Origin of the sequence: Halalkalibacter nanhaiisediminis (assembly GCF_007830185.1) — a bacterium.
GTDB lineage: Bacteria > Bacillota > Bacilli > Bacillales > Bacillaceae_D > Halalkalibacter > Halalkalibacter nanhaiisediminis.
In genome coordinates, this window is sequence record NZ_VLKZ01000006.1 from 1 (window position 1) to 25,586 (window position 25,586).

General features: G+C 39.7%; 26 protein-coding genes and 1 other annotated feature. All 26 genes read right to left on the reverse strand.

Features of this window, described 5'->3' with window-relative positions; genetic code table 11:
- Positions 1 to 76: 76 nt before the first annotated feature.
- The 26 genes from IQ10_RS11200 to spoIIGA all read right to left on the reverse strand — a co-directional run bounded on the left by IQ10_RS11200 (position 77) and on the right by spoIIGA (position 25,531).
- On the reverse strand, positions 77 to 406 hold the full coding sequence (locus tag IQ10_RS11200; protein ID WP_144450609.1) for a helix-turn-helix domain-containing protein: 330 nt from the start codon (positions 404 to 406) through the stop codon (positions 77 to 79).
- Positions 407 to 498: 92 nt separating this feature from the next.
- Positions 499 to 1,152: a class I SAM-dependent methyltransferase gene (locus IQ10_RS11205; protein ID WP_144450610.1), complete on the reverse strand. Its 654-nt coding sequence runs from the start codon at positions 1,150 to 1,152 to the stop codon at positions 499 to 501.
- Between the two features lie 19 nt (positions 1,153 to 1,171).
- Positions 1,172 to 1,804 (reverse strand): orotate phosphoribosyltransferase, encoded by a 633-nt coding sequence (gene pyrE / locus IQ10_RS11210; RefSeq protein WP_144450611.1) that lies wholly within the window; start codon positions 1,802 to 1,804, stop codon positions 1,172 to 1,174.
- Positions 1,804 to 2,514, reverse strand: a complete 711-nt coding sequence (pyrF, locus tag IQ10_RS11215; protein ID WP_144450612.1) for an orotidine-5'-phosphate decarboxylase — start codon at positions 2,512 to 2,514, stop codon at positions 1,804 to 1,806. Before pyrF ends, pyrE begins: the two co-directional genes overlap by 1 nt.
- Positions 2,499 to 3,428, reverse strand: a complete 930-nt coding sequence (locus IQ10_RS11220; protein ID WP_144450613.1) for a dihydroorotate dehydrogenase — start codon at positions 3,426 to 3,428, stop codon at positions 2,499 to 2,501. Before IQ10_RS11220 ends, pyrF begins: the two co-directional genes overlap by 16 nt.
- Positions 3,425 to 4,201 carry a dihydroorotate dehydrogenase electron transfer subunit gene (locus IQ10_RS11225; protein ID WP_144450614.1) on the reverse strand — a complete coding sequence of 259 codons (777 nt, stop codon included), beginning with the start codon at positions 4,199 to 4,201 and terminating at the stop codon, positions 3,425 to 3,427. Before IQ10_RS11225 ends, IQ10_RS11220 begins: the two co-directional genes overlap by 4 nt.
- An 18-nt stretch (positions 4,202 to 4,219) precedes the next feature.
- A complete protein-coding gene (gene carB / locus IQ10_RS11230) occupies positions 4,220 to 7,411 on the reverse strand; it encodes a carbamoyl-phosphate synthase large subunit (RefSeq protein ID WP_144450615.1) in 3,192 nt (1,063 codons plus the stop codon).
- 20 nt (positions 7,412 to 7,431) lie between these two features.
- A complete protein-coding gene (locus tag IQ10_RS11235; RefSeq protein ID WP_144450885.1) occupies positions 7,432 to 8,520 on the reverse strand; it encodes a carbamoyl phosphate synthase small subunit in 1,089 nt (362 codons plus the stop codon).
- Entirely contained in the window at positions 8,517 to 9,800 is a 1,284-nt protein-coding gene (gene pyrC / locus IQ10_RS11240) for a dihydroorotase (protein WP_144450616.1), read from the reverse strand. The genes IQ10_RS11235 and pyrC overlap by 4 nt, the downstream gene beginning before the upstream one ends.
- Positions 9,801 to 9,817: 17 nt before the next feature.
- A complete protein-coding gene (locus IQ10_RS11245; protein ID WP_242009824.1) occupies positions 9,818 to 10,744 on the reverse strand; it encodes an aspartate carbamoyltransferase catalytic subunit in 927 nt (308 codons plus the stop codon).
- Between the two features lie 212 nt (positions 10,745 to 10,956).
- Positions 10,957 to 12,285: a solute carrier family 23 protein gene (locus IQ10_RS11250; RefSeq protein WP_144450617.1), complete on the reverse strand. Its 1,329-nt coding sequence runs from the start codon at positions 12,283 to 12,285 to the stop codon at positions 10,957 to 10,959.
- 154 nt (positions 12,286 to 12,439) lie between these two features.
- Positions 12,440 to 12,976 (reverse strand): bifunctional pyr operon transcriptional regulator/uracil phosphoribosyltransferase PyrR, encoded by a 537-nt coding sequence (gene pyrR, locus IQ10_RS11255; RefSeq protein ID WP_144450618.1) that lies wholly within the window; start codon positions 12,974 to 12,976, stop codon positions 12,440 to 12,442.
- A 207-nt stretch (positions 12,977 to 13,183) separates the two neighbouring features.
- On the reverse strand, positions 13,184 to 14,098 hold the full coding sequence (locus IQ10_RS11260) for an RluA family pseudouridine synthase (RefSeq protein ID WP_144450619.1): 915 nt from the start codon (positions 14,096 to 14,098) through the stop codon (positions 13,184 to 13,186).
- Positions 14,098 to 14,565, reverse strand: coding sequence for a signal peptidase II (lspA, locus tag IQ10_RS11265; RefSeq protein WP_144450620.1), 468 nt, complete (start codon positions 14,563 to 14,565; stop codon positions 14,098 to 14,100). Before lspA ends, IQ10_RS11260 begins: the two co-directional genes overlap by 1 nt.
- Before the next feature lie 68 nt (positions 14,566 to 14,633).
- Positions 14,634 to 15,281, reverse strand: a complete 648-nt coding sequence (locus IQ10_RS11270) for a TraR/DksA C4-type zinc finger protein (protein WP_144450621.1) — start codon at positions 15,279 to 15,281, stop codon at positions 14,634 to 14,636.
- 171 nt (positions 15,282 to 15,452) lie between these two features.
- Positions 15,453 to 18,215: an isoleucine--tRNA ligase gene (ileS, locus tag IQ10_RS11275; protein WP_144450622.1), complete on the reverse strand. Its 2,763-nt coding sequence runs from the start codon at positions 18,213 to 18,215 to the stop codon at positions 15,453 to 15,455.
- A 169-nt stretch (positions 18,216 to 18,384) separates the two neighbouring features.
- Positions 18,385 to 18,603 (reverse strand) — a binding site (T-box leader).
- Positions 18,604 to 18,739: 136 nt separating this feature from the next.
- Complete coding sequence (locus IQ10_RS11280; RefSeq protein ID WP_144450623.1) at positions 18,740 to 19,231, reverse strand: DivIVA domain-containing protein; 492 nt, start codon at positions 19,229 to 19,231, stop codon at positions 18,740 to 18,742.
- A gap of 116 nt (positions 19,232 to 19,347) precedes the next feature.
- On the reverse strand, positions 19,348 to 20,121 hold the full coding sequence (locus IQ10_RS11285) for a YlmH family RNA-binding protein (protein WP_144450624.1): 774 nt from the start codon (positions 20,119 to 20,121) through the stop codon (positions 19,348 to 19,350).
- 21 nt (positions 20,122 to 20,142) lie between these two features.
- On the reverse strand, positions 20,143 to 20,400 hold the full coding sequence (locus tag IQ10_RS11290) for a YggT family protein (protein WP_144450625.1): 258 nt from the start codon (positions 20,398 to 20,400) through the stop codon (positions 20,143 to 20,145).
- A 26-nt stretch (positions 20,401 to 20,426) separates the two neighbouring features.
- On the reverse strand, positions 20,427 to 20,876 hold the full coding sequence (locus tag IQ10_RS11295) for a cell division protein SepF (protein WP_144450626.1): 450 nt from the start codon (positions 20,874 to 20,876) through the stop codon (positions 20,427 to 20,429).
- A gap of 24 nt (positions 20,877 to 20,900) precedes the next feature.
- Entirely contained in the window at positions 20,901 to 21,581 is a 681-nt protein-coding gene (locus IQ10_RS11300) for a YggS family pyridoxal phosphate-dependent enzyme (RefSeq protein WP_144450627.1), read from the reverse strand.
- Between the two features lie 17 nt (positions 21,582 to 21,598).
- Positions 21,599 to 22,414 (reverse strand): peptidoglycan editing factor PgeF, encoded by an 816-nt coding sequence (pgeF, locus tag IQ10_RS11305; protein ID WP_144450628.1) that lies wholly within the window; start codon positions 22,412 to 22,414, stop codon positions 21,599 to 21,601.
- A gap of 108 nt (positions 22,415 to 22,522) precedes the next feature.
- Complete coding sequence (locus IQ10_RS11310) at positions 22,523 to 22,816, reverse strand: YlmC/YmxH family sporulation protein (RefSeq protein ID WP_144450629.1); 294 nt, start codon at positions 22,814 to 22,816, stop codon at positions 22,523 to 22,525.
- 129 nt (positions 22,817 to 22,945) lie between these two features.
- The gene (sigG, locus tag IQ10_RS11315) at positions 22,946 to 23,773 is read right to left on the reverse strand and encodes an RNA polymerase sporulation sigma factor SigG (RefSeq protein WP_199757426.1); all 828 of its coding nucleotides are present in this window, start codon (positions 23,771 to 23,773) and stop codon (positions 22,946 to 22,948) included.
- A gap of 97 nt (positions 23,774 to 23,870) precedes the next feature.
- Entirely contained in the window at positions 23,871 to 24,584 is a 714-nt protein-coding gene (sigE, locus tag IQ10_RS11320; RefSeq protein ID WP_144450631.1) for an RNA polymerase sporulation sigma factor SigE, read from the reverse strand.
- 14 nt (positions 24,585 to 24,598) lie between these two features.
- Positions 24,599 to 25,531, reverse strand: coding sequence for a sigma-E processing peptidase SpoIIGA (gene spoIIGA, locus IQ10_RS11325; RefSeq protein WP_144450632.1), 933 nt, complete (start codon positions 25,529 to 25,531; stop codon positions 24,599 to 24,601).
- Positions 25,532 to 25,586 lie beyond the last annotated feature (55 nt).

The window sequence follows — 25,586 nt, forward strand, 5'->3', positions numbered from 1 at the left end:
CAATTTGAATTCGTTCATCCCAAGTCGTTTTTCTCCCTTTAGTCATAGAGCTCGTCCTTTCTTTTGACGTATCCTTTCATTCTCTATAACGATTATACTTGTTAACCCATCCTTGGAGGACAGTTCGACTTGAAATTTCATACTTACTAACGATTTCATAGGGGGAGTATTTCCCTGAAAGAAAGTCCTTTACAGCTGCTTCTTTTAACTCTTTAGAATATGTTTTCCATGTGGTTGATTGTTGTAAACCTTCTGATCCATATTTCTCAAACTGCTTAATCCATTCTTTTAATGAATACTCAGTAATTTGAAAGTTGGAACAGAACTCTTTTATGGTGCATTCTCTTTTTTCATAAGCTAACAAAACTTCATTTTTAAATTCTTTCGAAAACTTACTATTAGGCATAGAAAAAGCTCCCCCAAGGTAAACAGATTTTTATTTTTTAATCTGTCTACCTTTAGGGGAGCATATCACATGAACACGACAGTCTGAACTTTTTATTTTACACCAACCGTAATCGTAGCTAAACCATCCAGAACGGAGACGTGTTCCACTTGCGTTAGCCCCTTCTTGTTTAACATCTCATCTAATTGATCATTACGATAACGATGTCTACTCGTTGAAACGTTTGACCATTTGATCAACGTTTCTCGTTCAAATCCAGTCATGTTGTGTACATCTGCATAATGCGTAGCCTTTTGCGGGCTCATGTCTGGAGACGGATTCAGCATCGCAATCACGCCACGCGGTTTTACGACTCGAATCATTTCAGCGAGTCCCTTTTCTGGTTCAGGTAAAAGAAACATCACACATGTTGATAGAGCAATCTCGACTTTTTCATCCTCTAATGGAAGAGCGTAAGCATCGCCAATAATAAGCTTGCTATTGCTTGCACCTTTCGATTCTAATAATGACTTACTTGCTTCAATCATTTCTTTTGAAAGATCAATTCCGATTAACTCTCGAGCTTCAAAAACACCGCGCGCAAGTAAGCGTCCTGTCCCACAACCTACATCTAGAACCGACAATCCTTGCCAACTACCTGTTAGTTCTTTCAACTGGTTATGAATCTTTGAAAGCCATGTCGTTTTAGCCATACCATCAAAAAATTCGACTAAAGGATCAAACTCGTCTCCATTCATTTTCCTCATACATGTCACCCTCTATTTACTATTCGGCCATCCATGCTGTTTGCTTTGGATCCTTACGCCACTCAGCTAACCGTTCAACTTCGTTTATAGATAGTGTACCATTTTCCTGGGCAACTTTGAGCAATGTTGAGTACGTTGTTAAAATATAAGTTGGCAAGTTTGCCGCTGTAAACGCATCTTCTGATTTTTTAAATTCATATGTAAAAATCGCTAATACAGCGACAACTTCAGCTCCACTTGCACGCAGGGCTTCTGCAGCTTGAATGACGCTACCCCCAGTTGAAATCAAGTCTTCGACAAGGACAACCTTCTGTCCTTTCTCAACCTTTCCTTCAATTTGATTTTGTTTACCGTGACCTTTTGCACTACCTCGAACATAAATCATCGGTAAATCTAATGCTTCACTTAAAAGTGCAGCATGAGGAATCCCCGCTGTCGCTGTACCAGCAATAATATCAACATCTTTAATATTTTCACGAATTTGCTCAGCAAATCCTTTTATAATATCGCGGCGGACATGAGGATACGACAACGTTAAGCGATTATCACAATAAATCGGTGATTTGATGCCTGATGTCCATGTAAATGGATCGTTTGGACGTAAATGAACAGCTCCAATGTCTAATAAATGTTGGGCAATACGTTCTTTCATTATTTTCCCTCCCACTCTTTCTTCATAGCTTGATACACTTCAAACGGCTTGTCAGCACTCGTAATACTTCTTCCAACGACAATGCCCCAACTTCCGAGTTCTCTTGCCTCAGCAGGCGTGACGATCCGTTTTTGATCACCTGCTTGATCTTCTTTACGACGAATGCCTGGACAGACCGTATAAAAAGCCTCACCACATTCTTTCTGAATAAGAGGTACTTCCTTTGCTGAGCAAACAACTCCGTCTACACCACTTCTTTTTGCCGATGCCGCATAGGAACGAACAACATCTTCAAGAGGGCGTTCAATAAGTAATTGCGATTCCATCATGTGTTGATCCGTACTTGTTAACTGGGTGACTGCAATGAGAGTAGGACGAGACTTACCAGCTTTCGTTCCTTGCTCTAAGCCTTCACGTGCAGCACTCATCATTTTCTCACCACCCGCAGCATGAACATTAATGATATCGACATCTAGTTCCGCTAATACTTTCATAGAGCGTTGAACGGTATTTGGAATATCATGTAGTTTTAAATCTAGAAAAATATGATGACCAGCTTGCTTTAACTCTTCAATAACAGGTCTGCCTTCTCGATAAAATAATTCCATGCCCACTTTTAAATAGAGAGATTCTTTTTGAAAGGCAGCTAATAATGACTGACGCTGTTCTTTGCTATCAAGATCTAGGGCAATAATTAACGGACGTTGCATGTTTCCCTCCAGCTCCCTCCAATGAGATCCTCAATCTTCTCAATGCCTAGCTCATCTAAAAGAGCTGGCAATTGTTCAATGACCGTCGGGCAAACAAGTGGATCAGTGAAATTCGCTGTACCAATTGCTACTGCACTAGCTCCTGCAAGCATGAATTCGACTACATCCTCAGCTGTTTGAATTCCACCCATACCAATGATCGGAATATCAACGACTTGGCTAACTTGATGAATCATTCGTATGGCAACTGGTTTAATCGCAGGACCTGATAAGCCACCTGAGCCGTTTGATAAAATGGGTGCTTTTTTGCGTAAATCAATGCGCATGCCAAGCAATGTATTAATCATTGATAGACCATCAGCACCCGCTTCTTCGACCGCACGAGCAATTTCTACAATATCAGAAACGTTCGGTGATAACTTCACATACACGGGGACTTTTGAGACATTTTTTACTTCACGTGTTAATTCAGCAGCAATATGTGGAATCGTCCCAAAAGCAATTCCCCCTTGTTTGACATTTGGACAAGAAATATTCAGTTCAATTGCGTGTACATTTTTCGCAGTCGATAGTTTCGCAGTTGTAGCAACATAGTCATCTATTTCTGTTCCAGCGACATTAGCCACAATCGGGACATCATAGCGCTCCAGCCACGGTAATTCATTTGTCATTACGGACTCTAGCCCTGGATTTTGGAGACCAATCGCATTTAACATTCCTGCCGTTGTTTCCGCTACGCGAGGTGTAGGGTTACCAAAACGCGCTTCAGCCGTCGTTGCTTTTATTGCAATTGCCCCTAATTGTTCGAGATCAAAGTAGTTCGCATACTCTTTACCGAAACCAAAACAGCCTGATGCAGGCATAATTGGATTTCTCATTGATAATCCTGGTAAATGAACTGCTAAACGATTCATAGTACGACCTCCCCGACAGGAAATACAGGACCATCTGTACAAACCTTACGATAGCTTGTCCCTGTTTCATCCCCGACAACATGACAAACACAAGCAAAGCAAGCACCGATCCCACAGCCCATTCTTTCTTCAAGTGAGAGAAAGACACGTCTGTCAGGATAAAGAGTTGAAAGAGCCTGAAGCATCGGCGTTGGTCCACACGAATACAGCGTATCAAAGGTTAGTCCTTCATGATGAATCACATCTGTAACAAACCCCTTCGTTCCGTGTGATCCATCTACTGTTGAAACATAAGTCGGACCAAGTTCAGTAAATTCCTCTTTGTAAAAGACGTCTTTTTCACTTTGAAACCCAAGAATATGAATGACTTTTACACCTTTGGCTTTTAATTGCTTAGATAAGTAGTAGAGAGGAGGGACACCGACCCCTCCGCCAATTAGAAGCGCTGTTTCACCTTCTTTTGTTACCTCAAGTGGAAAACCATTCCCAAGCGGGCCTAACACGTCGATATCCATTCCTTCAAGCTTCTCAGCTAAACGTGCGGTTCCCTTCCCTTCAACTCGGTAAAGCATCTTCACTTGACCTTGCTTTTGATCCACATCACAAATACTGATCGGCCTTCTTAGCAAAAGATCATCCGTTGCATCAATCCGTAGATGAAGAAATTGACCTGGTTCTGTCATCTTTTTCGTAAGCGGCCCTTCACACGTTATTTCCATAACGTGTGAAGTAAGGGCACGCTGCTTCGTTATAGTTAGCAAGCCTTTGTTCATTATTGTCCCTCCACCTCTCTACATTTGCATTTGTGGCATACTCTCAGAAGAAAATGTAATCGATTCAAGAACTCGTAGTAATGCTTCTGCCGTATCAATGGATGTCAGACATACAACACCATTTTCAACTGCTTCACGACGAATTCTAAATCCATCTCGAGCTGGCTGCTTTCCTCGTGTTAATGTATTGATTACAAATTGTGCTTGCCCTTGTTGAATCACATCAAGTAAATGAGGCTTCGCTTCACCAATTTTATTGACAACCGTTACTGGAATATTTTTCTCTTTAATAGCACCTGCAGTTCCTGCTGTTGCTAAAATCTCAAAACCGATACGGTGGAAGCGTTCAACTAGACTTAGCGCTTCTTCCTTGTCTTTATCAGCAATTGTAAACAAGACAGAGCCGTGTTTTGGAATGCTCATACCTGATGCAATTAAACCTTTATATAATGCTTTTTCTAATGTCTGATCACGACCCATTACTTCACCAGTTGATTTCATTTCTGGACCAAGAGTGATGTCGACTCGACGAAGCTTCGCAAAAGAGAATACAGGTACTTTAACAGATACTTCTTTTGCTTCTTCTTGATAACCTGTTTCAAATCCTAATTCAGGCAATGTTTTACCGAGCATAACCTTTGTTGCAAGGTTCGCCATCGGTACACCCGTAATCTTGCTCAAAAACGGAACCGTACGGCTTGACCGTGGATTCACTTCTAATACATAAACTTCATCTTTGTGCCACACGAACTGAATGTTTAACAATCCGACAATATTTAATCCTCTTGCAATGGCAATCGTACGATCAATAAGTTTTTGCTTTAGATCTTCTGGCACTGTTTGCGGTGGATACACAGCAATTGAATCTCCTGAGTGAACACCAGCTCTTTCAATATGTTCCATGATACCAGGGATAAAGACATTCTCTCCGTCAGAAATAGCATCGACTTCAAGTTCTTTCCCGATTAAATAACGATCGACAAGTACTGGATGTTTCGGATTAACACTTACGGCGTTCTTCATGTAATTTAGTAACTCTTCTTCTTTATAAACAATTTCCATCGCACGACCACCAAGGACATATGAAGGACGAACAAGTACTGGATAACCAATTTCGCTTGCAATCTCAACGGCTCCTTCAACAGAAGTCGCTGTTCTACCTAACGGTTGCGGAATGCCAAGGGAAAGCAATGTTTGTTCGAACTTATCACGATCTTCAGCAAGATCCATGCTCTCAAGTGAAGTACCAATAATTGGCACCCCTCTCTCTTCAAGATCCGCAGCAAGGTTAATCGCTGTTTGACCACCAAATTGAACGATAACTCCCTCAGGACGCTCTTGTTCGTATACGTGCATCACATCTTCCACAGTAAGTGGTTCAAAGTAGAGCTTATCAGACGTACTAAAGTCAGTTGATACTGTCTCTGGGTTATTGTTCATAATGATTGCTTCATAACCTGATTCTTTAATGGCCCAGACTGTATGCACTGTTGCATAATCAAATTCGATCCCTTGTCCAATTCGAATCGGGCCTGATCCTAATACAAGAATGCTCTTCTTCTCTGTTTGAATTGATTCATTTTCGTCTTCATATGTTCCGTAAAAATAAGGTGTTTCTGATTCAAATTCAGCCGCACAAGTATCAACCATTTTGTAAACAGGTCGGATATTATTTGCTTGACGTATGTCATAAATCGCCTTTTCATCCTTGTTCCAGATACGTGCAATCGCTATATCAGAGAATCCACGCTCTTTGGCTTTTTGTAACACTTCAAGATCATCAACAGATGTTTCGAGCTCTTTTTCAATCTTGATAATTCTTGCAATCTTTTGCATAAAGAAACGATCTATCTTTGTTAACTCACAAAGAGTTTGCACGGATTCCCCGCGACGTAGCAATTCAGCTAATACAAAGAGACGTTCGTCATCAGCCTTTGGAATGCGATCTAACAGTTCTTTTGTGTCTACTTCTGCGATTTTCTTATCATAAAGATGGTCATAGCCAGCTTCTAGTGAACGAACAGCTTTTAGTAGTGATTCTTCAAGGTTTCTACCTATTGCCATCACTTCCCCAGTTGCTTTCATTTGCGTACCAAGGGAACGATTCGCAGCTTCAAATTTATCAAATGGCCAGCGAGGAATTTTTGTGACGATGTAATCAAGTGCTGGTTCAAAGCTCGCATATGTTTTTCCTGTAATTGGGTTCATGAGTTCATCTAAGCTATAACCGACGGCAATTTTCGCTGCCATCTTAGCAATTGGATAACCAGTAGCTTTAGATGCAAGCGCTGATGAACGGCTAACACGTGGGTTTACTTCAATAATGTAATACTGATCACTATCTGCATCATGCGCAAACTGGACGTTACATCCACCTTCAATTCCGAGTGCACGAATAATGGTTAAAGATGCATTACGTAGACGTTGATAGTCACGATCTGTCAACGTTTGACTTGGTGCCATTACGATGGAATCACCTGTATGAACACCGACTGGATCAAAGTTTTCCATGTTACACACGACGATTGCTTGATCTTTAGCATCACGCATGACTTCATATTCAACTTCCTTAAAGCCAGCGATACTTTTTTCAATTAAGCATTGTGTGACAGGGCTATATTTCAAACCACTAGTAACAATTTCTTGTAAGTCTTCGTCATTATATGCAATACCTCCACCTGTTCCACCAAGTGTGTACGCAGGACGGATGATGACAGGGTAGCCGATCGTTTTTACAAACTCTTCTGCTTCTGCAAATGTATGAACAATTTCACTTTCAGGTACTGGTTGGTTTAACTCATTCATTAATGTACGGAACAAGTCACGGTCTTCGGCTTTCTTGATTGCTTCAAGATCCGTTCCTAGTAATTCAATTTGATATCGTTCAAGAATACCAGATTCTTCAAGCTCCATCGCCATATTTAATCCAGTTTGTCCACCTAGAGTCGCAACAATCCCATCAGGGCGCTCTTTACGGATAATACGACTCACGAAATCAAGTGTAATTGGTTCAATATAGACACGATCAGCCATCGTTGTATCTGTCATAATTGTCGCTGGGTTGGAGTTAATTAAAATAACCTCATACCCTTCTTCTTTTAATGCTTGACATGCTTGTGTTCCCGCATAATCAAATTCCGCTGCCTGCCCAATAATAATTGGACCAGATCCGATCACTAGAATTTTTTGTATATCCTCACGTTTCCCCATTGTTCTTTGTCTCCTCTCGTTTAGGCAAGTACACTCTGTTTCTTTTCTGTCTCCATCATTGTTACAAATGCATCAAACAAATCATTCGCGTCATGCGGTCCTGGCGATGCCTCTGGATGATATTGAACACTAAAAGCTGGTGCATCAAGATGCTTTACACCTTCAACTGTTCCATCATTAACAGCCACATGTGTTAATTCAAGACGCGTTTCTTTTAAAGACTCATGATCCACTGTATACCCATGGTTCTGTGCTGTAATCGCAATTTTACCAGTTGAAATTTCACGAACAGGATGATTTGAACCGCGGTGACCAAAACGTAATTTACTTGTTGTTGCCCCGCATGCAAGCGCGATAAGCTGATGACCGAGACAAATACCGAATATCGGTACACGTCCGAGAAGCTCTTGAATCATCGTAATCGCTTCAGGAACATCAGTTGGATTACCTGGTCCGTTACTTAACATGACTCCATCTGCTCCAAGGCGAAGAATCTCTTCAGCAGTTGTGTTGTAAGGTACGACAACAACATCGCATTGTCTGGCTATAAGCTCTTGTAAAATTCCGTGCTTCATACCGAAGTCAACAAGAACAACTCGATTTCCTCTACCTGGGGCATGATACGCATCTTTTGTTGAAACTTGTGCTACTTGATTCGTTAGAAGAGCTGTATCTTTCAATTGTTGGACAACTTCTTCCACATTCACATCCAGTGAGCAAATTCTTCCACGCAATGTTCCATGCTCACGAATAAGACGAGTTAATTTTCGTGTATCAATCCCAGCAAGTCCTGGAATTCCTTTTGCCTCGAGTAACGTTCCAAGTGATTCTTCCTCACGCCAATGACTCGGTTCATGCTCATATTCCTTTACAATTAGCCCATTAATGGCTGGTGTAATTGATTCAAAATCATCGCGATTAATTCCGTAATTTCCGATTAAAGGATACGTCATTGTGACAATTTGACCACAATAAGATAAATCTGACAAAATTTCTTGATAGCCCGTCATCCCCGTATTGAAAACGACCTCACCACTCATAACCTTATCTGCACCAAATCCTTCACCAATAAAAACGTGACCATCTTCTAAAATGAGTTGACGTTTCATTTTGTCACCTTTCCTTTCTCCCATACAAGTTTTCCACCGACAAACGTATATGCTGGCCATCCTTGGCAATCCCAGCCATTAAATGGTGTGTTTTTCCCTTTAGACAAGAACTGATCCTTATCAATTTTGCGATTTTCTTCTAGATCAACGATTGTTATATCAGCTAGTTCACCGTCTTTTAAAACACCTGATTGAAGACCAAATGTTTCGGCTGGCTTCACTGTTAACCAATCAATTAATTGTTTCAGTGTTGCTCTTTCTGTTTTAACCATGTGCGTATACAGTAACGGAAAGGCTGTTTCTAAACCGACAATCCCAAACGGTGCCCGCTCCATTCCAACTGCTTTCTCTTCTTCCGTATGTGGTGCATGGTCAGTTGCAATGAAATCAATTGTTCCATCAAGTAACCCTTCCCAAAGAGCATGTTGATCTTCCTTCGAACGAAGAGGGGGATTCATTTTGAAATTTGTATCAAGTCCTGGAATATCATCATCACAAAGTAGAAGATGATGAGGTGAGACTTCTGCTGTCACATTAATCCCTGCTCGCTTTGCATCACGTACAACACGAACAGATTCTTTTGTACTAATGTGGCAAACATGATAATGAGCACCAGTTGCTTCTGCAAGCAGAACATCTCTGGCAATATGTACAGATTCACAAACAGAAGGAATCCCTTTTAGATTATGCTTAGCGGAAAACGTGCCTTCATGAACACAACCATCGTGAATGAGCGTATCTTCTTCACAGTGAGCGACTATCGCCATGCCAACTTTAGCTGCTTCAGTCATCGCTTGAAGCATTTTGTCAGCAGATTGAACACCTACTCCATCATCGGTAAAAGCAAAGGCACCAGCTTCTTTTAACGCTGCAAAATCCGTTAACTCTTTACCGAGCTGTCTTGTTGTAATCGCAGCATAAGGAAGCACACGAACATGCCCCGTTTCCTCAATTCGGTCTTGCAGCCATTCCATTTGCTCAACCTTATCAGGTACTGGTCTAGTATTTGGCATCGCACAAATAGTTGTAAAACCACCAGCTGCTGCGGCCTGAGTTCCTGTTTCAATGGTCTCCTTATGTTCACCACCTGGTTCACGTAAATGAACATGCACATCAATAAATCCTGGAGTAACAAGCTTTCCTTCTATATTGATTACTTTTTCATCTGTGCTATTTTCTGGCTTTTCAAAATACATTTTTTCGCCTTCGATATAGAGATCTTTTTGCGCCATTGAACCGTCTTCTAAAATGATGGAACCACCTTGAAGTTTAATTGTCATTTTCGTTTCCCCCTTTATTAAAATAAAAATTTTTCGATTTCTAATGCTCGTTTGAGAACAGCTTTTCTTACAGCAACACCATTTTTCATCTGCTTAAAAATTCGTGAACGACTGCATTCAACAAGCTCACTAGCAAGCTCTACTCCACGATTAACTGGTGCTGGATGAAGAATGATCGCATTGCGCTTCATCTGTGACTCTCGTTCAATTGTTAAACCATATTGTTGATGATAATCATTTTTGGTCCAAGTCATCTCCCCGTCATGTCTTTCGTGCTGAATACGTAGAAGCATGACGACATCAGCATATGACAGAGCTTCATCAAGCGACACATGCTCATACGTGTCAGCATAACCTGTCATCCACTCTTTCGGCCCCGCAACTTTCACCTTAGCTCCTAGACGAGTAAGGACATCCGCATTAGAACGAGCGACACGACTATGGCGTAAATCTCCTGCGATAATCACATTTAACCCTCTAAACGAAGAGAACTCCTGTTGAATAGTTAGTAGATCAAGTAAGGATTGTGTCGGATGATGACCACTTCCATCCCCTGCATTGATAATCGGGATCGAGAGGTTCTTGCCAATTTCCTCATAATATTCATTTTTCGGATGGCGGATAACAAGGACATTGGCTCCAATTGCTTCGAACGTTTTCACTGTATCGAGGAGAGATTCTCCTTTTTGAACACTTGAATTTTCACCAGTAAACGAGAGTACTTGTAATCCAAGCTGTTTTTCAGCTACTTCAAAGCTAAAACGCGTTCTCGTGCTTGGTTCAAAGAAAAGATTAGCTACAAAGATTTCTTTTTCAGCTCGCCATGATTTCCCACTAGCAAATCTCTCTGCTTCCTGCAACACTGCTGAAATTTCTCGTGTCGACATTGACTCTAATGTAAGAAGTTCACCACTTAGCTCTCTTTGCTTTGTCATTGTTATCATTTTCAATTCAGCCTCCTTGTATGGAATGTGCATCATCTTAATACGTTTTTACCCTATTCACACTTGCTTCTATCGATTTTCAAACACTATATAAAAAAACCCTGAGAGTGACTCTCAGGGTGTAAGGAAGTAGAGTAATAAAAAAATTTTATCTCTCTAATCTCCAAACCCCTTTGAAGTCTCTCTGTACTTCATTTAAAAGGGAGCATCATTTAACTTGCTTTATTAACAGGTGCTTCAAAGTCATCAAACATCGGCTTCGTTCCATAGCTGACTCCCTTATTAGGTAGAATCAGATGAAGAAAAATACCAACTAGAGTTGCTAGACCCATTCCTGCAATTTGAACAGAATCTGATACTTGAATAAAGGCACCGCCAATACCGATCACTAAAATGACAGAAGAAATAATCAAGTTACGTTTCTCGCCAATATTCACGCCATTATCTATTAACATTCGTAGCCCTGATGATGCAATAATCCCAAATAAGAGTATCGACACACCACCCATCACCGCTGTTGGAATCGTAGAAATAAGAGCTGATATTTTACCAATAAAAGAGAAGCTGATAGCGAGTACGGCTGCCCCTGCAATAACGAATACACTAAAGACACGGGTTATAGCAATAACCCCAATATTTTCTCCATACGTTGTATTCGGTGGTCCACCCACAAAAGAAGCAATCATCGTCGCAACCCCGTCACCCAAAATCGAACGATGCAGGCCTGGTTTTTCAATGAAATTTGTTCCAACTACTTTGCTTAGGACCATTTGCTGTCCAATATGCTCAGCTAGTGTAACGACAGCAATCGGAACCATGATAAAGGCAATCGCCCAAGAAAAAGTTGGCGTATAACTAACAAATGGAATGATTACATCTGGACTAACGATCCAACCTGCTTCACGAATCGGAGTTAAGTCAATAAGCCCGAAAAGATAAGCAACTGTATATCCACCGACAATTCCAAACAAGATGGGAACAAGACCGAATAATCCTTTAAAATACATGGATGCGATAATGGTGAGTGCTAGTGTAATAAGAGCTACTGTAAAATGTGTACTGCTATATATTTTTTCTTCCATACCAGGAACATACATCGCCATATCAATTGCTGTCCCTGCAAGAGCAAGACCGATAACCATAATGACTGGACCAACGACAATCGGTGGTAAGATCTTCATGATCCACTTCACACCGCTTTTCTTAATGGTCAGTGCGACAATTCCATATACAAGACCCGTTAGGAAACTTCCCACCATTGCTCCTCCTGGACCTTCGAGGGACATCGCTGCAATAATAGGAGCAATAAAAGCGAAGGATGAGCCTAAGTAAGCTGGTATTTGTCCTTTTGTGATGATGAGGTAAGCTAGAGTCCCAAGACCGCTTGATAAAAGGGCGACAGACGGACTAAGATCAACTAAGAACGGAACAAGAATGGTTGCTCCAAACATGGCAAATACGTGTTGCAAGCTCAGCATAAGCCATTTATCAAATCTCGGTACTTCTCGAATACCTACTTCATTCAATTCTGTTGTTTTCATGATGATTTCTCCTTAAGCTGTAATGTCAAATTAAAAACCTCTTTGTGTATGACAAAGAGGTTGACGTCCCTATCTGCAAGAAATACAAGTGCAGAATAGGTGTAACCCTCTTGTCAGCCTCACAGGACTATTTTAAAGAGGTATCTATACAATTTTATTTTTGTTCAATCGTAACTTCATCAATCGCATCCACTTCACTGAGCTTTGCGACAATCTTTTCATCTTTAGACGTTGGAACGTTCTTCCCAACATAGTCAGGTCGTATAGGCAATTCCCTGTGTCCCCGATCAATTAATACAGCTAATTGAATTTGCTCAGGTCTTCCTAAATCAATCAGTGCATCTAACCCCGCTCGAACTGTGCGTCCCGTATAAAGGACATCATCTACTAGAATAACTTTTTTATTACTTATATTAACTGGAATATCTGTACCTTGCAAAATCGGTTCATCCGTTTTTGATTTTACTGTTAAATCATCACGGTATAACGTAATATCGATTTCCCCTACAGTAATACTAGCTCCTTCAATTTGCTCAATTCTTTCAGCTAATCGTTTCGCTAAGTAAATCCCACGAGTTTTTATTCCAACTAACACACAATCTTCCACACCTTTATTGCGTTCAATGATTTCGTGGGCAATTCTTGTTGTTGCACGTCGGATCGCTTGTTCATCTAAAATAATTCGCGACATTTGATCACCTCCATGTCCGTCTTACATCGGAAACAAAAAAACCTCTCAAGTCCTTGGACATGAGAGGTGGATAGACGTATACAAATACAGACAGATTTAGCCTGCTTTACGTTCATTTCCTTCTCAGCCTCACGGGACTATCGTTAAAGGACTATTAAGTTCTTACACAGTATGAAGGATTTCCATGCTGCTGTCAATACTTTTCGACTAACGTGTTCGTAAATAGTGCAGCAATTCTTCCATATCAGCAGGCAGTGGAGCTTCGAAAACCATTTCTTCTCCTGTACGAGGATGAATAAATCCAAGAACAGCTGCGTGAAGCGCCTGTCCGTCTATATCAAGTGTTTTTTTCTTTGGTCCATATTTTGGATCTCCTGCTAAAGGATAGCCAATATATTTCATGTGCACCCGGATTTGATGCGTGCGACCCGTTTCAAGTTCACATTGAACATACGTAAAGGTATCAAACACTTCAAGTACTGTAAAATGTGTGACTGCATCGCGGCTATTTTCTTCTGTAACGGTCATACTTTGACGATCTTTTTTGTCTCGTCCGATCGGTGCTTCAATGGTTCCATGTTGATGAGGAATCACACCGTGAACAACGGCTTTATACAAACGTTTCGTTGTTTTTGCTTTTAATTGCTCGACTAATGATTCATGTGCTTGATCATTCTTCGCTACCATTATTAAGCCTGATGTATCCTTATCAATTCGATGAACAATACCTGGACGGATAACACCATTAATCCCAGATAAATCCTTGCAATGATACATTAATGCGTTTACCAGTGTACCTGAATAATGACCAGGTGCTGGATGAACAACCATTCCTCTTGGCTTATTGACTACAATGACGTCTGAGTCCTCATACACAATATCAAGAGGGATGTTCTCTGCTTCAACCTCAAGTTGTTCAAGCTCAGGAATCTCTAAACGAATAACATCTCCCTCATTAACCTTATAGTTGCTTTTTACTTTCTCATTATTAACCAAAACATGATTATCTTTAATCCATGCTTGCGTTTGCGTTCTAGACCAACTTTCATCGAAGTTAGTCAACAGCTTGTCAATTCGTTCTGACTGCTGTTCATTTGTTACCGTCCATTCATATCGTTCCATTACTTTTTCTCCTTCTTTTGGCGACGCTCATCACCGATCATCTTTATGAATAAAAGGCCTACCCCTATGCAAAGTGCTGAATCTGCCACATTAAAAATCGGAAAGTTATATCCAAATGGGTATGTATTAACAAAATCTACAACTTCTCCACGAAACAGGCGATCAATAAAATTACCGATTGCTCCACCTAGAATCAGTCCTAGTGATACCCCAAATAAACGGCTATTTTTCGCTTCTTTTTGCATGTAATAAACAATACCGATTATAACAATGATCGTAATAATATAGAAAAACCACATTTGACCTTGCAAAATGCCAAATGCTGCTCCTTTATTACGATGAGAGGTAATATAAATAATATCCTGAATCACTGGAATGCTTTCTCCAAGAGTCATTTGTGTCGCTACAATCCATTTTGTAATTTGATCAATAATAATAATGACAATTGCTAAGAGATAATACTTCAAAGTCAGTCCTCCCTGTCCAGTTCTTATAACACCATAGCATTATAGCACAAAAAGAGGGGGAGTTCCCCCTACTTTCCGTCTAAATAATGATCATAATGCGCATTGCGTTGAAATTGAACATTTTCATCACCAGTGTAGCCTTCAATTCCAGTTGAGAGAAAGCCTTCTATCTCCTCGACGTAACCGATTAATTCATCCTCCTCGTCTAAGGAAGCATCTTCAAATACCATTGAATTATCGTTAAAGCGGGCAACAGCTTGGTAGGCATCTTCTGCATCAAATTCTGTTTCATCATCTCTGTCATCAAAATTATATTTTCTAAAACCGTCAAGAACATCTTCTTCAGATGGCCGACCACCATATCTTTTTTCAGCCATCTCTACAACAGTCCTAGCAGTAGGTCTTGCTTCAAGGCGTTCATATGGAATTTCTTTACCTGTCGCTTCACAAATCCCATATGTCCCATTCTCAAATTTTTGCAGCGCATGTTCTACTTCTTCATGTTGACGTTCCAATTGCTCAAGCAAAGCAAAATCCTTCTCTCGTTCATATAATTCAGTTGCGGCATCTGCTGGATGATTATCATATTGAGAAAGCTCCCCTGTCGAAAACGATAATGTCCGTGCTTCTTCATCACGAAAATCCTGCTTGATTCGTTCTTCAATATGTTTTTTTTGTTGCATTAATTGTTGTTTGATTTTTGAATAGTCTGTCATTTAGTCTCCCCCAAAATAGAAACAATCACGTTCACAAATGAACGCTCATGAGTAGTTTAGCCAAGTATAGGAGGAATAGCCGACACAACTTTTGTCAAACAAAATAATGAAAAGGCTGTTGAGATTATAACCTCAACAACCTTTTTCGTTATACTGTACTTATTTGTTAAATTAAGCGTAATGCTTTGCAACCGTCTCGGCACAAGATGTACATAACGTAGGATGCTCGCTATTTTCACCGACTGTTTTTGACACAACCCAGCAACGTTCACACGTCTCGCCATCAGCAGATTCAACCACAATGGCAAGTTCATCAAACGTTACTGCCTCAGCAGGTGCTTCATTTACTTCACCAGCTAATTCAACATGTGAAACAATAAAGAGCTTTTCAAGTGAAGGAATCGCTAATAGCAATTCACGAACAGATCCACTCGTATAAAGCGTGATCGCAGCTGTTAATGATTTACCGATTTTCTTCTCATTTCTTGCCTGTTCTAACGCTTTTAACACGTCATCTCTAACTGCCATAAAATGGTTCCAAGTCGTCTTCAGCTCTTCAACATCACCAAATGACTCGGCATCTGGCATATCTGTAAGCTGTACACTCACTTCACTAACACCAGGAATATGCTCCCATACTTCATCTGCTGTATGACTTAAAATTGGCGAAACTAATTTTGTCAGTGCCACAAGTACTTCATACATCACTGTTTGAATCGCTCTACGTGCTGGATGATCAGCATGTTCAATATAGAGCGTATCCTTCGCTAAGTCCATGTAAAATGCACTTAATTCGATGGTAAAGAAATTATGAATGGTATGATAAACCGTTGAAAATTGATATTGATCATATCCTTGCTTCACTTTTTCAATAACTTCATTAAGCTTCACAAGCATAAAGAGATCAGCACCTTTAAGCTCGCTTGTTTCTACACGATTCACTGCAGGATCAAAGTCATGAAGGTTCCCAAGTAAGAAACGGAATGTATTACGAATCTTACGGTATGATTCAGACACTTGCTTTAAAATTTTATCAGAAACACGAACATCCGCTTGATAATCGACAGATGCAACCCATAAACGTAAAATGTCAGCACCTAATTGCTTCATGATATCATTTGGTACCACAACGTTTCCAACTGATTTACTCATCTTACGGCCTTCTCCGTCAAGGGCAAACCCGTGGCTAAGGACACCTTTATACGGCGCTTTCCCTGTTACAGCTACACTTGTTGAAAGCGAAGAGTTAAACCACCCACGATATTGGTCAGATCCTTCAAGATAAAGGTCAGCAGGGCGTTGCAGTCCTTCACGCTCTTCAAGAACCGCTTGGTGAGACGAACCAGAATCGAACCAAACATCCATAATATCCATTTCACGTGTGAACTTGCCATTTGGACTATGTTCAGAAGTGAAACCTTCTGGTAGTAATTGTTCTGTCTCCCACTCGAACCAAATATTTGAACCATGCTCACGGAATAAAGCCGATACATGATCAATCGTTTCATCTGTGATGATTGGTTCATTATTTTCACCGTAAAAGACTGGAATTGGCACCCCCCATGCACGTTGTCTTGAGATACACCAGTCACCACGGTCACGAACCATGTTAAATAGACGCGTTTCGCCCCATTTAGGTACCCATTCAACTTCTTCTATCGCCGTTAACAATTCTTGACGGAACTGTTCAATGGATGCAAACCACTGTGCCGTTGCTCTATAAATAACTGGCTTCTTTGTCCGCCAATCATGAGCATATGAGTGTGTAATAAACGTTAACTTCATTAGTGCGCCAACTTCATCAAGCTTTTCTGTGATTGGCTTGTTTGCTTCATCATAGAATAACCCTTCAAAACCAGGCGCTTCTTCTGTCATATTTCCTTTATCATCAACGGGACATAGAACATCTAGACCGTACGCTTGACCAACGATGTAATCCTCTTCCCCGTGACCTGGTGCCGTGTGAACACAACCAGTACCTGCATCTAACGTGACATGCTCACCGCACATCACAAGCGAATCACGGCCATAAATCGGATGCTCTGCAATCACATGCTCAATTTCTTTCCCTTTAAAGGTCTTTAATACTTCTGTCTGTTCCCATTCAAACTCTTTTTCAAGCGTTTCAAGCAAGCCAGCAGCAACAACATATTTTTTATCATTTACAAGAACAACGTTATAATCAAGCTCTGGATGAACAGCAATCCCTAAGTTAGCTGGAATTGTCCACGGTGTTGTTGTCCAAATGATGATTTGCTCATCACCAGTAAGGACACTATTTCCCTTTTTCACTTTAAAGGCAACATAAATCGAAGGTGAGCGCTTATCATGGTATTCAATTTCAGCTTCAGCTAGAGCAGATTCTGAAGAAGGAGACCAATAGACAGGTTTCTTTCCTTTATAGATATAGCCTTTTTTCGCCATATCACCAAATACTTTAATTTGTTGTGCTTCATATGCTTTATCTAATGTCACATATGGATTCCACCAATCTCCACGGACACCTAGACGCATAAATTGCTCACGTTGACGATCAATTTGTTTAAGAGCGTATTCCTCACAAAGCTTACGAAACTCGGCAACACTCATTGATTTGCGGTTTACTTTACCACTCTTTGTTAAAGCTGTTTCAATCGGTAAGCCGTGCGTATCCCAACCAGGTACATACGGAGCATGAAACCCACTCATTGATTTATAACGAACAATAAAATCCTTTAAAATTTTATTTAAAGCGTGCCCCATATGAATGTCACCATTCGCATACGGTGGTCCATCATGTAGGATGAACAAAGGACGTCCTTCTGTACGTTTTTGAACTTGTTGATAGATATCAAGTTCCTTCCATTTTTCTTGTCTTTCAGGCTCTCGACCTGGTAAATTTCCACGCATCGGAAATTCTGTTTTCGGCATTAATAACGTTTCTTTGTAATCCATTTGCTTTCTTCCTCCTCGAATATTTCTTACCTACCTTGGCGTTGCCTACAGGATGTAGGTACTCGGCGTTACGAACACGACGTGAGTGTTCTTAGCCGAGTGTCCTTTAATTTACGTATTGAGTGACCTTAGCCAAGTTTTCTTAAACAAAAAAACTCCCCATCCCCAAAAAAGGGACGAGAAGTTAACCCGTGGTACCACCCTCATGAAGAGACATTCGTACTCTCCACTCAAGCATTCGTAACGTGAATGATTCGTTGCAGCCTACTAACTGTTTCAGTGCAAAACTTAAGGGTGATATTCCAATGTTAACGTGTTCAGGCTCACACCGCCCCTGAATCGCTTTGCACGTTTAAAACATTGTACTAGTCCCTCTCATCGTCTGTATCAACATTCAATTAATGAATTTTATTATATGACAGCTAATTCATAAGTGCAAGAAAATTTAGCGAAACGAATCTTGACAAGAAAATAGATGTTATAAAAGTGTTACCAAAGTGTTACCAAATTTAGTAAAATGCTACTTAACGCTCCTCATAAACATCCTCTTCATGATCCGAAGCGACAACGTCCCAATCTTCTGTTTTTAGCATTTCTAACTGTGCTTCAATTAGCATTTTAAAACGCATCTTATAAACAGATGCTTGTTTTTTTAACTCTTCCATCTCCATCATCACCTTACGTGACTTTGAAAGAGCATCGTTAATAATGCGATCAGCATTTTTCTCAGCTTCTTTCACAATTAGCTGAGCTTCTTTTTGCGCATTTCTACGAACTTCCTCCGCTGACTCTTGAGCAATTAAAATCGATTTATTTAATGTCTCTTCAATATTCTTAAAGTGCTCAAGCTTTTCATCAAGATCAGTTACTCGATCAAATAAGTCTTTCTTTTCACGAAGAACAGCTTCATAATCCTTTATAATCTGGTCTAAAAACTCATTGACCTCATCTTCGTCATAACCTCGAAATCCACGAGTGAATTCCTTGTTATGAATGTCTAAAGGGGTTAAAGGCACAATAGCCACCTCCGAGTTATCATTAAATTGATTTTGAACATTTCTTATTTTAGATTTCACAATTATGATTAATTCGACATTAAGTTTTGGAAACCTGTTTTTTATTCGACTTTTTCTTAGATCATTCGTCGATAGCGCAAACGAAGTTTTTCTTTCTTCGTCCTACCTTCAATAGCTATAATATGTGCTCGTCCAAATTTGCGAACCGATATGTAATCGCCTTCTGCTAACATAAAAGCTGGCTGATCTGCTATTTTCCAGTTTACTTTGACTAACCCTTTTTCAATATATGGCACAACCTTCGATCGGGAAAGCTTATAAATTTGTGCGAGGACCACATCAAGTCTCAAAGAAGAAACTGTTGCGGCAAACTCTTCCCACTCTTCCACAGGCTTAACATGCTCAGATAATGGAATTTTATGCAATCGAACTGTTGCCTTACCGATTGTTTGAACGTTAAATTCCACATAATCGGCTATTTCTGTTGCCGTTACCATTTGAGCGATTCCATCACGAATAAAAATATCACCGAATTTTTCTCGTTTTAAACCAAGATTCATTAAAGCACCTAACACATCACGATGCTCTAACGAAACAAACTTCGCTGGATAATCAATAGAAAAAAGCGTAAGCTGAAAATCCTCTTCCGTTGTTTCTAAATACGGAGGCGTTAGTCGCACACGACGACGCTCTGCATAGTTTGAACCTCCCGAAAAAGAGAGGTTCACCTCATCATCATGTCCGATAATAATTTTAACTATTTCCTGTTGCCTAGGGTCAAGAAAATCAGACAAGCGATCGCGATGACGAAGTTTAACATCTTCTTGCCATTCAATAACTTGATCTACGAATGGCCGTTCTTCTTCTCGGAAATGTTGATAAATACTAATGATCTTTCACTCCATTCTAACTTAAAGACCAAATAGAGCAGCTACGCCACCACTTGCTAAACGCAAGACAATAATCGCGACAATCGGGGATAAATCGATCATGCCTAGCGGTGGAATAAATTTACGAAATGGCTCCAAATACGGCTCAACAATTCTACCTAAAAACTGACCAAGTGACGATTCACGCGCATTTGGAAACCATGAGAGCAGAATATAACCAATGATGAAAAAAGAATAAATATACAAAACATTATAAAGAAGCAATCCAATTGTTTGCATTAATACTCACCACCTTTTACGACGAACTATGATTGAAAATGCTCTTGCATCATTTCCGTTATTGTTCCTGACACATCCACATTATCAGGAGTACAAAGAAAGATATTAGAACCTAGCTTTTGAATATCTCCTCCAATAGCATACACGGTTCCACTTAAAAAATCGACAACACGCTTTGCCTGATCATGAGAAATACGCTGCAAATTAATAATCACTGCTTTTCTAGCCTTTAGGTGATCAGCAATATCTTGAGCTTCATCATACGTACGTGGTTCAAGCAAAATCACTTTAGAGCTTTTTTGTACACTTTGTAAACTTACGACATTTTGAGATGAATGTTCTTTTTTCTGTTTACTACGAGAACGACTTTTCGGCTCTGCATCTTGATCCTCAAACTGATCTTCTACTACTTCTTCAACTTCTTGAACTTCGTCTTCTAGCTCAAAGAAACGTTTAAATTTTGATTTCATTCCCATTCTCATTCCCCTCTCAAAAATTCGTTATTCTCTTCCAACTAGCGCAGAACCGATTCTAATAAATGTTGCTCCCTCTTCAACAGCAATGCCGTAATCATTAGACATTCCCATTGACAATTCTGTACACGGTGCATGTTCTAACTTTAATGAGTGTACATCGTCTCTTAATTCACGAAGTTTTTGAAAAACTGGTCTTGTCTGCTCAGGATCTTTATAAAAAGGAGCCATTGTCATCAACCCAACAACTTGAATACCCTTATACTCCACAAGCTCTTTTATAAATGGAATGACTTCCGCAGGAGATAGACCAGACTTCGACTCTTCTTTAGAAACATTCACTTGTACAAAACATTTCATTACTTGTCCATCTCCTAAGCGCTTGTCCACCTCTTTTGCAAGTGACAAGCGATCAAGTGAGTGAAGATAGTCAAATTTCCCAGTTATTTCTTTCACTTTTCTTGTTTGCAGGGATCCGATAAAATGCCAAATTCCTCTATTCTGAAGTGCGTGCCATTTTTGAACAGCAGCTTCTGCTCGGTTTTCACCAATGTGGGAGAGGCCAGCATTAAGGGCCGCTTCAGTCGTTTCTAAGCTAACATATTTTGTAACAGCTACGATATTGATCTCTTTTGGATTGCGCCCGACTCTCCCGCAAATTTCATTAATATCAGCTTGAATCTTAGCAAGATTTTCCTTTACTGACACGATGTCTTCACCACTTCCTATTCACGTAATCCAATAAAACTCATCATTCTTCCTGTTTTCCCACCTTCAGCACGATGTGAAAACATTCTTTTATCAGTGGCTGTACAAATTGAAGACACAAGAATCTGTTCTTCTAACAAGCCTTCTGATAATAGGAATTGCTTATTTAATTCACGTAAATCAAGTAAAAATGAACCATTTCCTTGATTTATGTAAGGTCTCTTCATTTCATCGGTTAAACACTGATTAACAGCAGTAATAACCATTTCGTCCACTTCATATGCAGTTTGACTAATACATGGTCCAATAGCAACCCTAATATCAGAAAGGGATATGCTTTCTTCTTTAATCCAATGCTGCAGCATCGCAGGGCCAATTCTCTTAACTGTGCCACGCCACCCAGCATGGGCAAGTCCAATAAATCCATAAGTCGGAGCCATGAAATAGAGCGGCACACAATCGGCATATAAACTTGTCAGCAACAGATTCCGCTCATTTGTATATATACCATCTATGCTAGATAGTGCTGTTTCCAGACAGTCCGCTCCTTTTCCAGCATCATCTGTAAATACCTTACGAATTGTCGCTTCATGAACTTGCTCTGAACCAACCCAGCTTGTAAGTGGAAACCCGATATCATGAGCTAGTAAAGCTCTATTAGCTTTTACCTGCTCTTTGTCGTCTCCTACATGGAAGCCGACGTTTAAGCTATAAAATGGTGCATCACTATAACCATCCTGTCTTGTTGAAAATCCAGCAATAAGCTGAGGGACAGCTTGCTGCCACTGCTCAATGTCTAAATATCTATTATGCTTTTGAACGAATGGTTCCAAGATAATCCCTCCTCTACCTCATTTCGTTATTCATACAAAAAAAGATAATATTCTACTCGCTATATTTTATCATAGGATGATCATTACAAGAAACGACTTTCTTCCCATTCATCGCTTTCTTATTGCCTTAGTTTGTTCAAATTGCAAAGTTTTCCTTTGATATGCACTAGGTACTTCAACTAATATGACATCAGATCCGATTCGAATAATATTTTTCCATGGAATAAATACTTCTTCTGATTCTTTCCCAAACAGACCCATCATCTTTCCTGAACTATTAATGATTAACGCCTCAATTTGACCTGTTGATAAGTTAATCTCTAAATCTGTTAAGTGTCCTAGGCGCTTCCCATTATCCATATTCACGATATCTTTTACTTGTAGTTCCGATATTTTCATCATGTGTTTTCACCTCTTGTGATAGGATCCATTTGTCTACTATATGCGAAGGACTATCGTATTTATGAGCGATACAGCAGAAAAAGGCAACGAAGCTAATATCGCTTCGTTGCCTTTAAAATGCAAGTAAAATTAAATTTGAGCGTGCTTATTCATTTGTTGGATTGCTGCTTTTTCTAGACGTGAGACTTGTGCTTGTGAAATGCCAATTTCATCAGCAACCTCCATTTGCGTTTTCCCTTGAAAGAATCTCATATTAAGAATCATCTTTTCACGGTCATTTAATCGAATCATTGCTTCCTTTAAGGCAATTTCTTCAACCCAATTGACATCTTTATTTCGCTCATCACTAATTTGATCCATAACAAAGATTGGATCCCCACCGTCGTTATAAATCGGTTCAAATAAAGATACAGGGTCTTGAATAGCATCAAGCGCGAAAACAACATCCTCTTTCGGAATATCCAATACTTTTGCGATTTCTTGAACAGTTGGTTCTTTTTCTCGTTTCTTTTCCGCCATAAGTTGATCACGAACTTGCAAAGCTTTATATGCAATATCTCGTAAGGAGCGAGAAACCCGAATTGGATTATTATCTCGCAAATAGCGTCGGATCTCACCAATAATCATCGGTACGGCATATGTAGAGAACTTTACATTTTGCCCCAAATCAAAATTATCAATCGATTTCATTAAACCAATACAACCTACTTGAAACAGGTCATCAACAAATTCTCCACGATTATTAAATCGTTGAATGACGCTAAGAACGAGACGCAAATTACCATTGACAAGCGTCTCCCTTGCACTTGTTTCACCACTTTGTAATCTCTCGAATAACTGACGCATTTCTGTGTTCTTCAAGACAGGTAATTTTGATGTATCCACACCGCAGATTTCTACTTTGTTTCGTGTCAATTCTTTCCCTCCTATCGCGGGAGATGATGTCTTGTAAAGTATCTCCTTTGCAGGGGGAAATATGCACGAGCCTTGTCGCAAAAAATCGATCAACAAGGCTCGTGCACGTCATGACAACGAAAATTTATATGAACTTTTTTTAAACCATTTTATTGAATTCTTTTTGCAATCGTTTAATAATTCTTTTCTCTAACCGAGAGATATAGGACTGCGAAATTCCAAGCAAATCCGCTACATCTTTTTGCGTTTTTTCTTCTCCACCAGCTAGTCCAAAACGAAGCTCCATAATTTGTTTTTCACGATCATTTAGTGTATAAAGAGCTTTCACTAACAGCTTACGATCAACTTTTTCTTCAATTCCCTTTGTTATTATGTCTTCCTCTGTACCTAAGACATCTGATAGAAGCAATTCGTTGCCATCCCAATCAATATTTAGCGGTTCATCAAAGGATACTTCTGAACGTGTTTTATTATTTCGTCTAAGATACATTAAAATTTCATTTTCAATACATCTTGAAGCATAAGTAGCTAATTTAATTTTTTTCTCAGGATTAAACGTGTTCACTGCCTTTATAAGTCCGATGGTACCAATGCTGATTAAATCTTCAATATTAATACCCGTGTTCTCAAACTTCCGAGCAATATAGACAACTAACCTTAAGTTGCGCTCAATTAACATGGATCTTACTGCTTTATCACCAGAAGGCAGTTTTTTTAAAAGAACCGCTTCTTCTTCTTTTGAAAGAGGAGGAGGCAATGCTTCACTTCCTCCTATGTAATAAATTTCATCCGCTTTCATTCCGAGTCGATACATCATTTTATACCATAATAATGTCGCTTTTAGCTTGAACATGTTGTGCCTCCTAGTCATAGAATTATACTAGCTTTTTGAGTTGTTCCACCAAGCACTAGCTTCGGATGTACAATACTTCTAAACACTCCATCAGCCGACAATTCTCTATCCTGTAAACCTAAAATGACGTTCGTTGTCTCATAACGATTCTCTTGTTGATAGATCACAATGCTATCAGGCCTAATACCACTTAAAAACGGAGTAGACTGGCCTATGACACGATAAGGGATAATACATGCTCGCTCAACTAAACGTTCATCCGCATGTTCTTCTGAAGCTCCTTCATGAAATGTCATAATATGTTCGACAGCTTGTTGATTAAAATAAGGATATAAAAGCTTCGCCTCAATAATCATAACTGGCTTTTTTGAAATTGGGTCAGTTAATTGATTCCCACTATCGACTAACCCTCTTGTTTTAAACGTGTATCCAGCAACAGTAATATCAACGTCAACAAGCTGGTCATATTGGACTTGTTTCCACTCCATTGTTTCAAAACGCTTCTTCGAAAACCACCAAATAAGAGGAAAACCGATTATAACAAACACCCAACTTATGCCACTGCCAAAATAACCTTTATTCGACACAGTCATTCCATTCAGAATGCCTACATCTGTCTGCCAGAAATAATGGAGAGCAAATAATCCGCCTCCTGTCATAAAAGTAACAAAGTAGAACATAAGTAAACCTTGTAAATAGTAACTCATCCGTCTAAAACCAAACGCAATCCATACAATAATGGCAGAGTATAACAATTTCACCCAAGGTTGATAAAAAAGTGATGCATAGGAGCTAAAAAGAAAAAAAACAATTAAAGATGCAAATAAAGCGCCTAAGATCATACGAACATGTTGAAAACGCCTTTTTAACACAATTGCTGTTAAAGCAAGAAGCAAATAGTCAATACAAAGGTTCAAAAACCAAATTACATCGATATATAAGGTCATATTTGGTCTCACACCATCCATTGATTTGAAACAAGTATATATCAGATTCTATTAA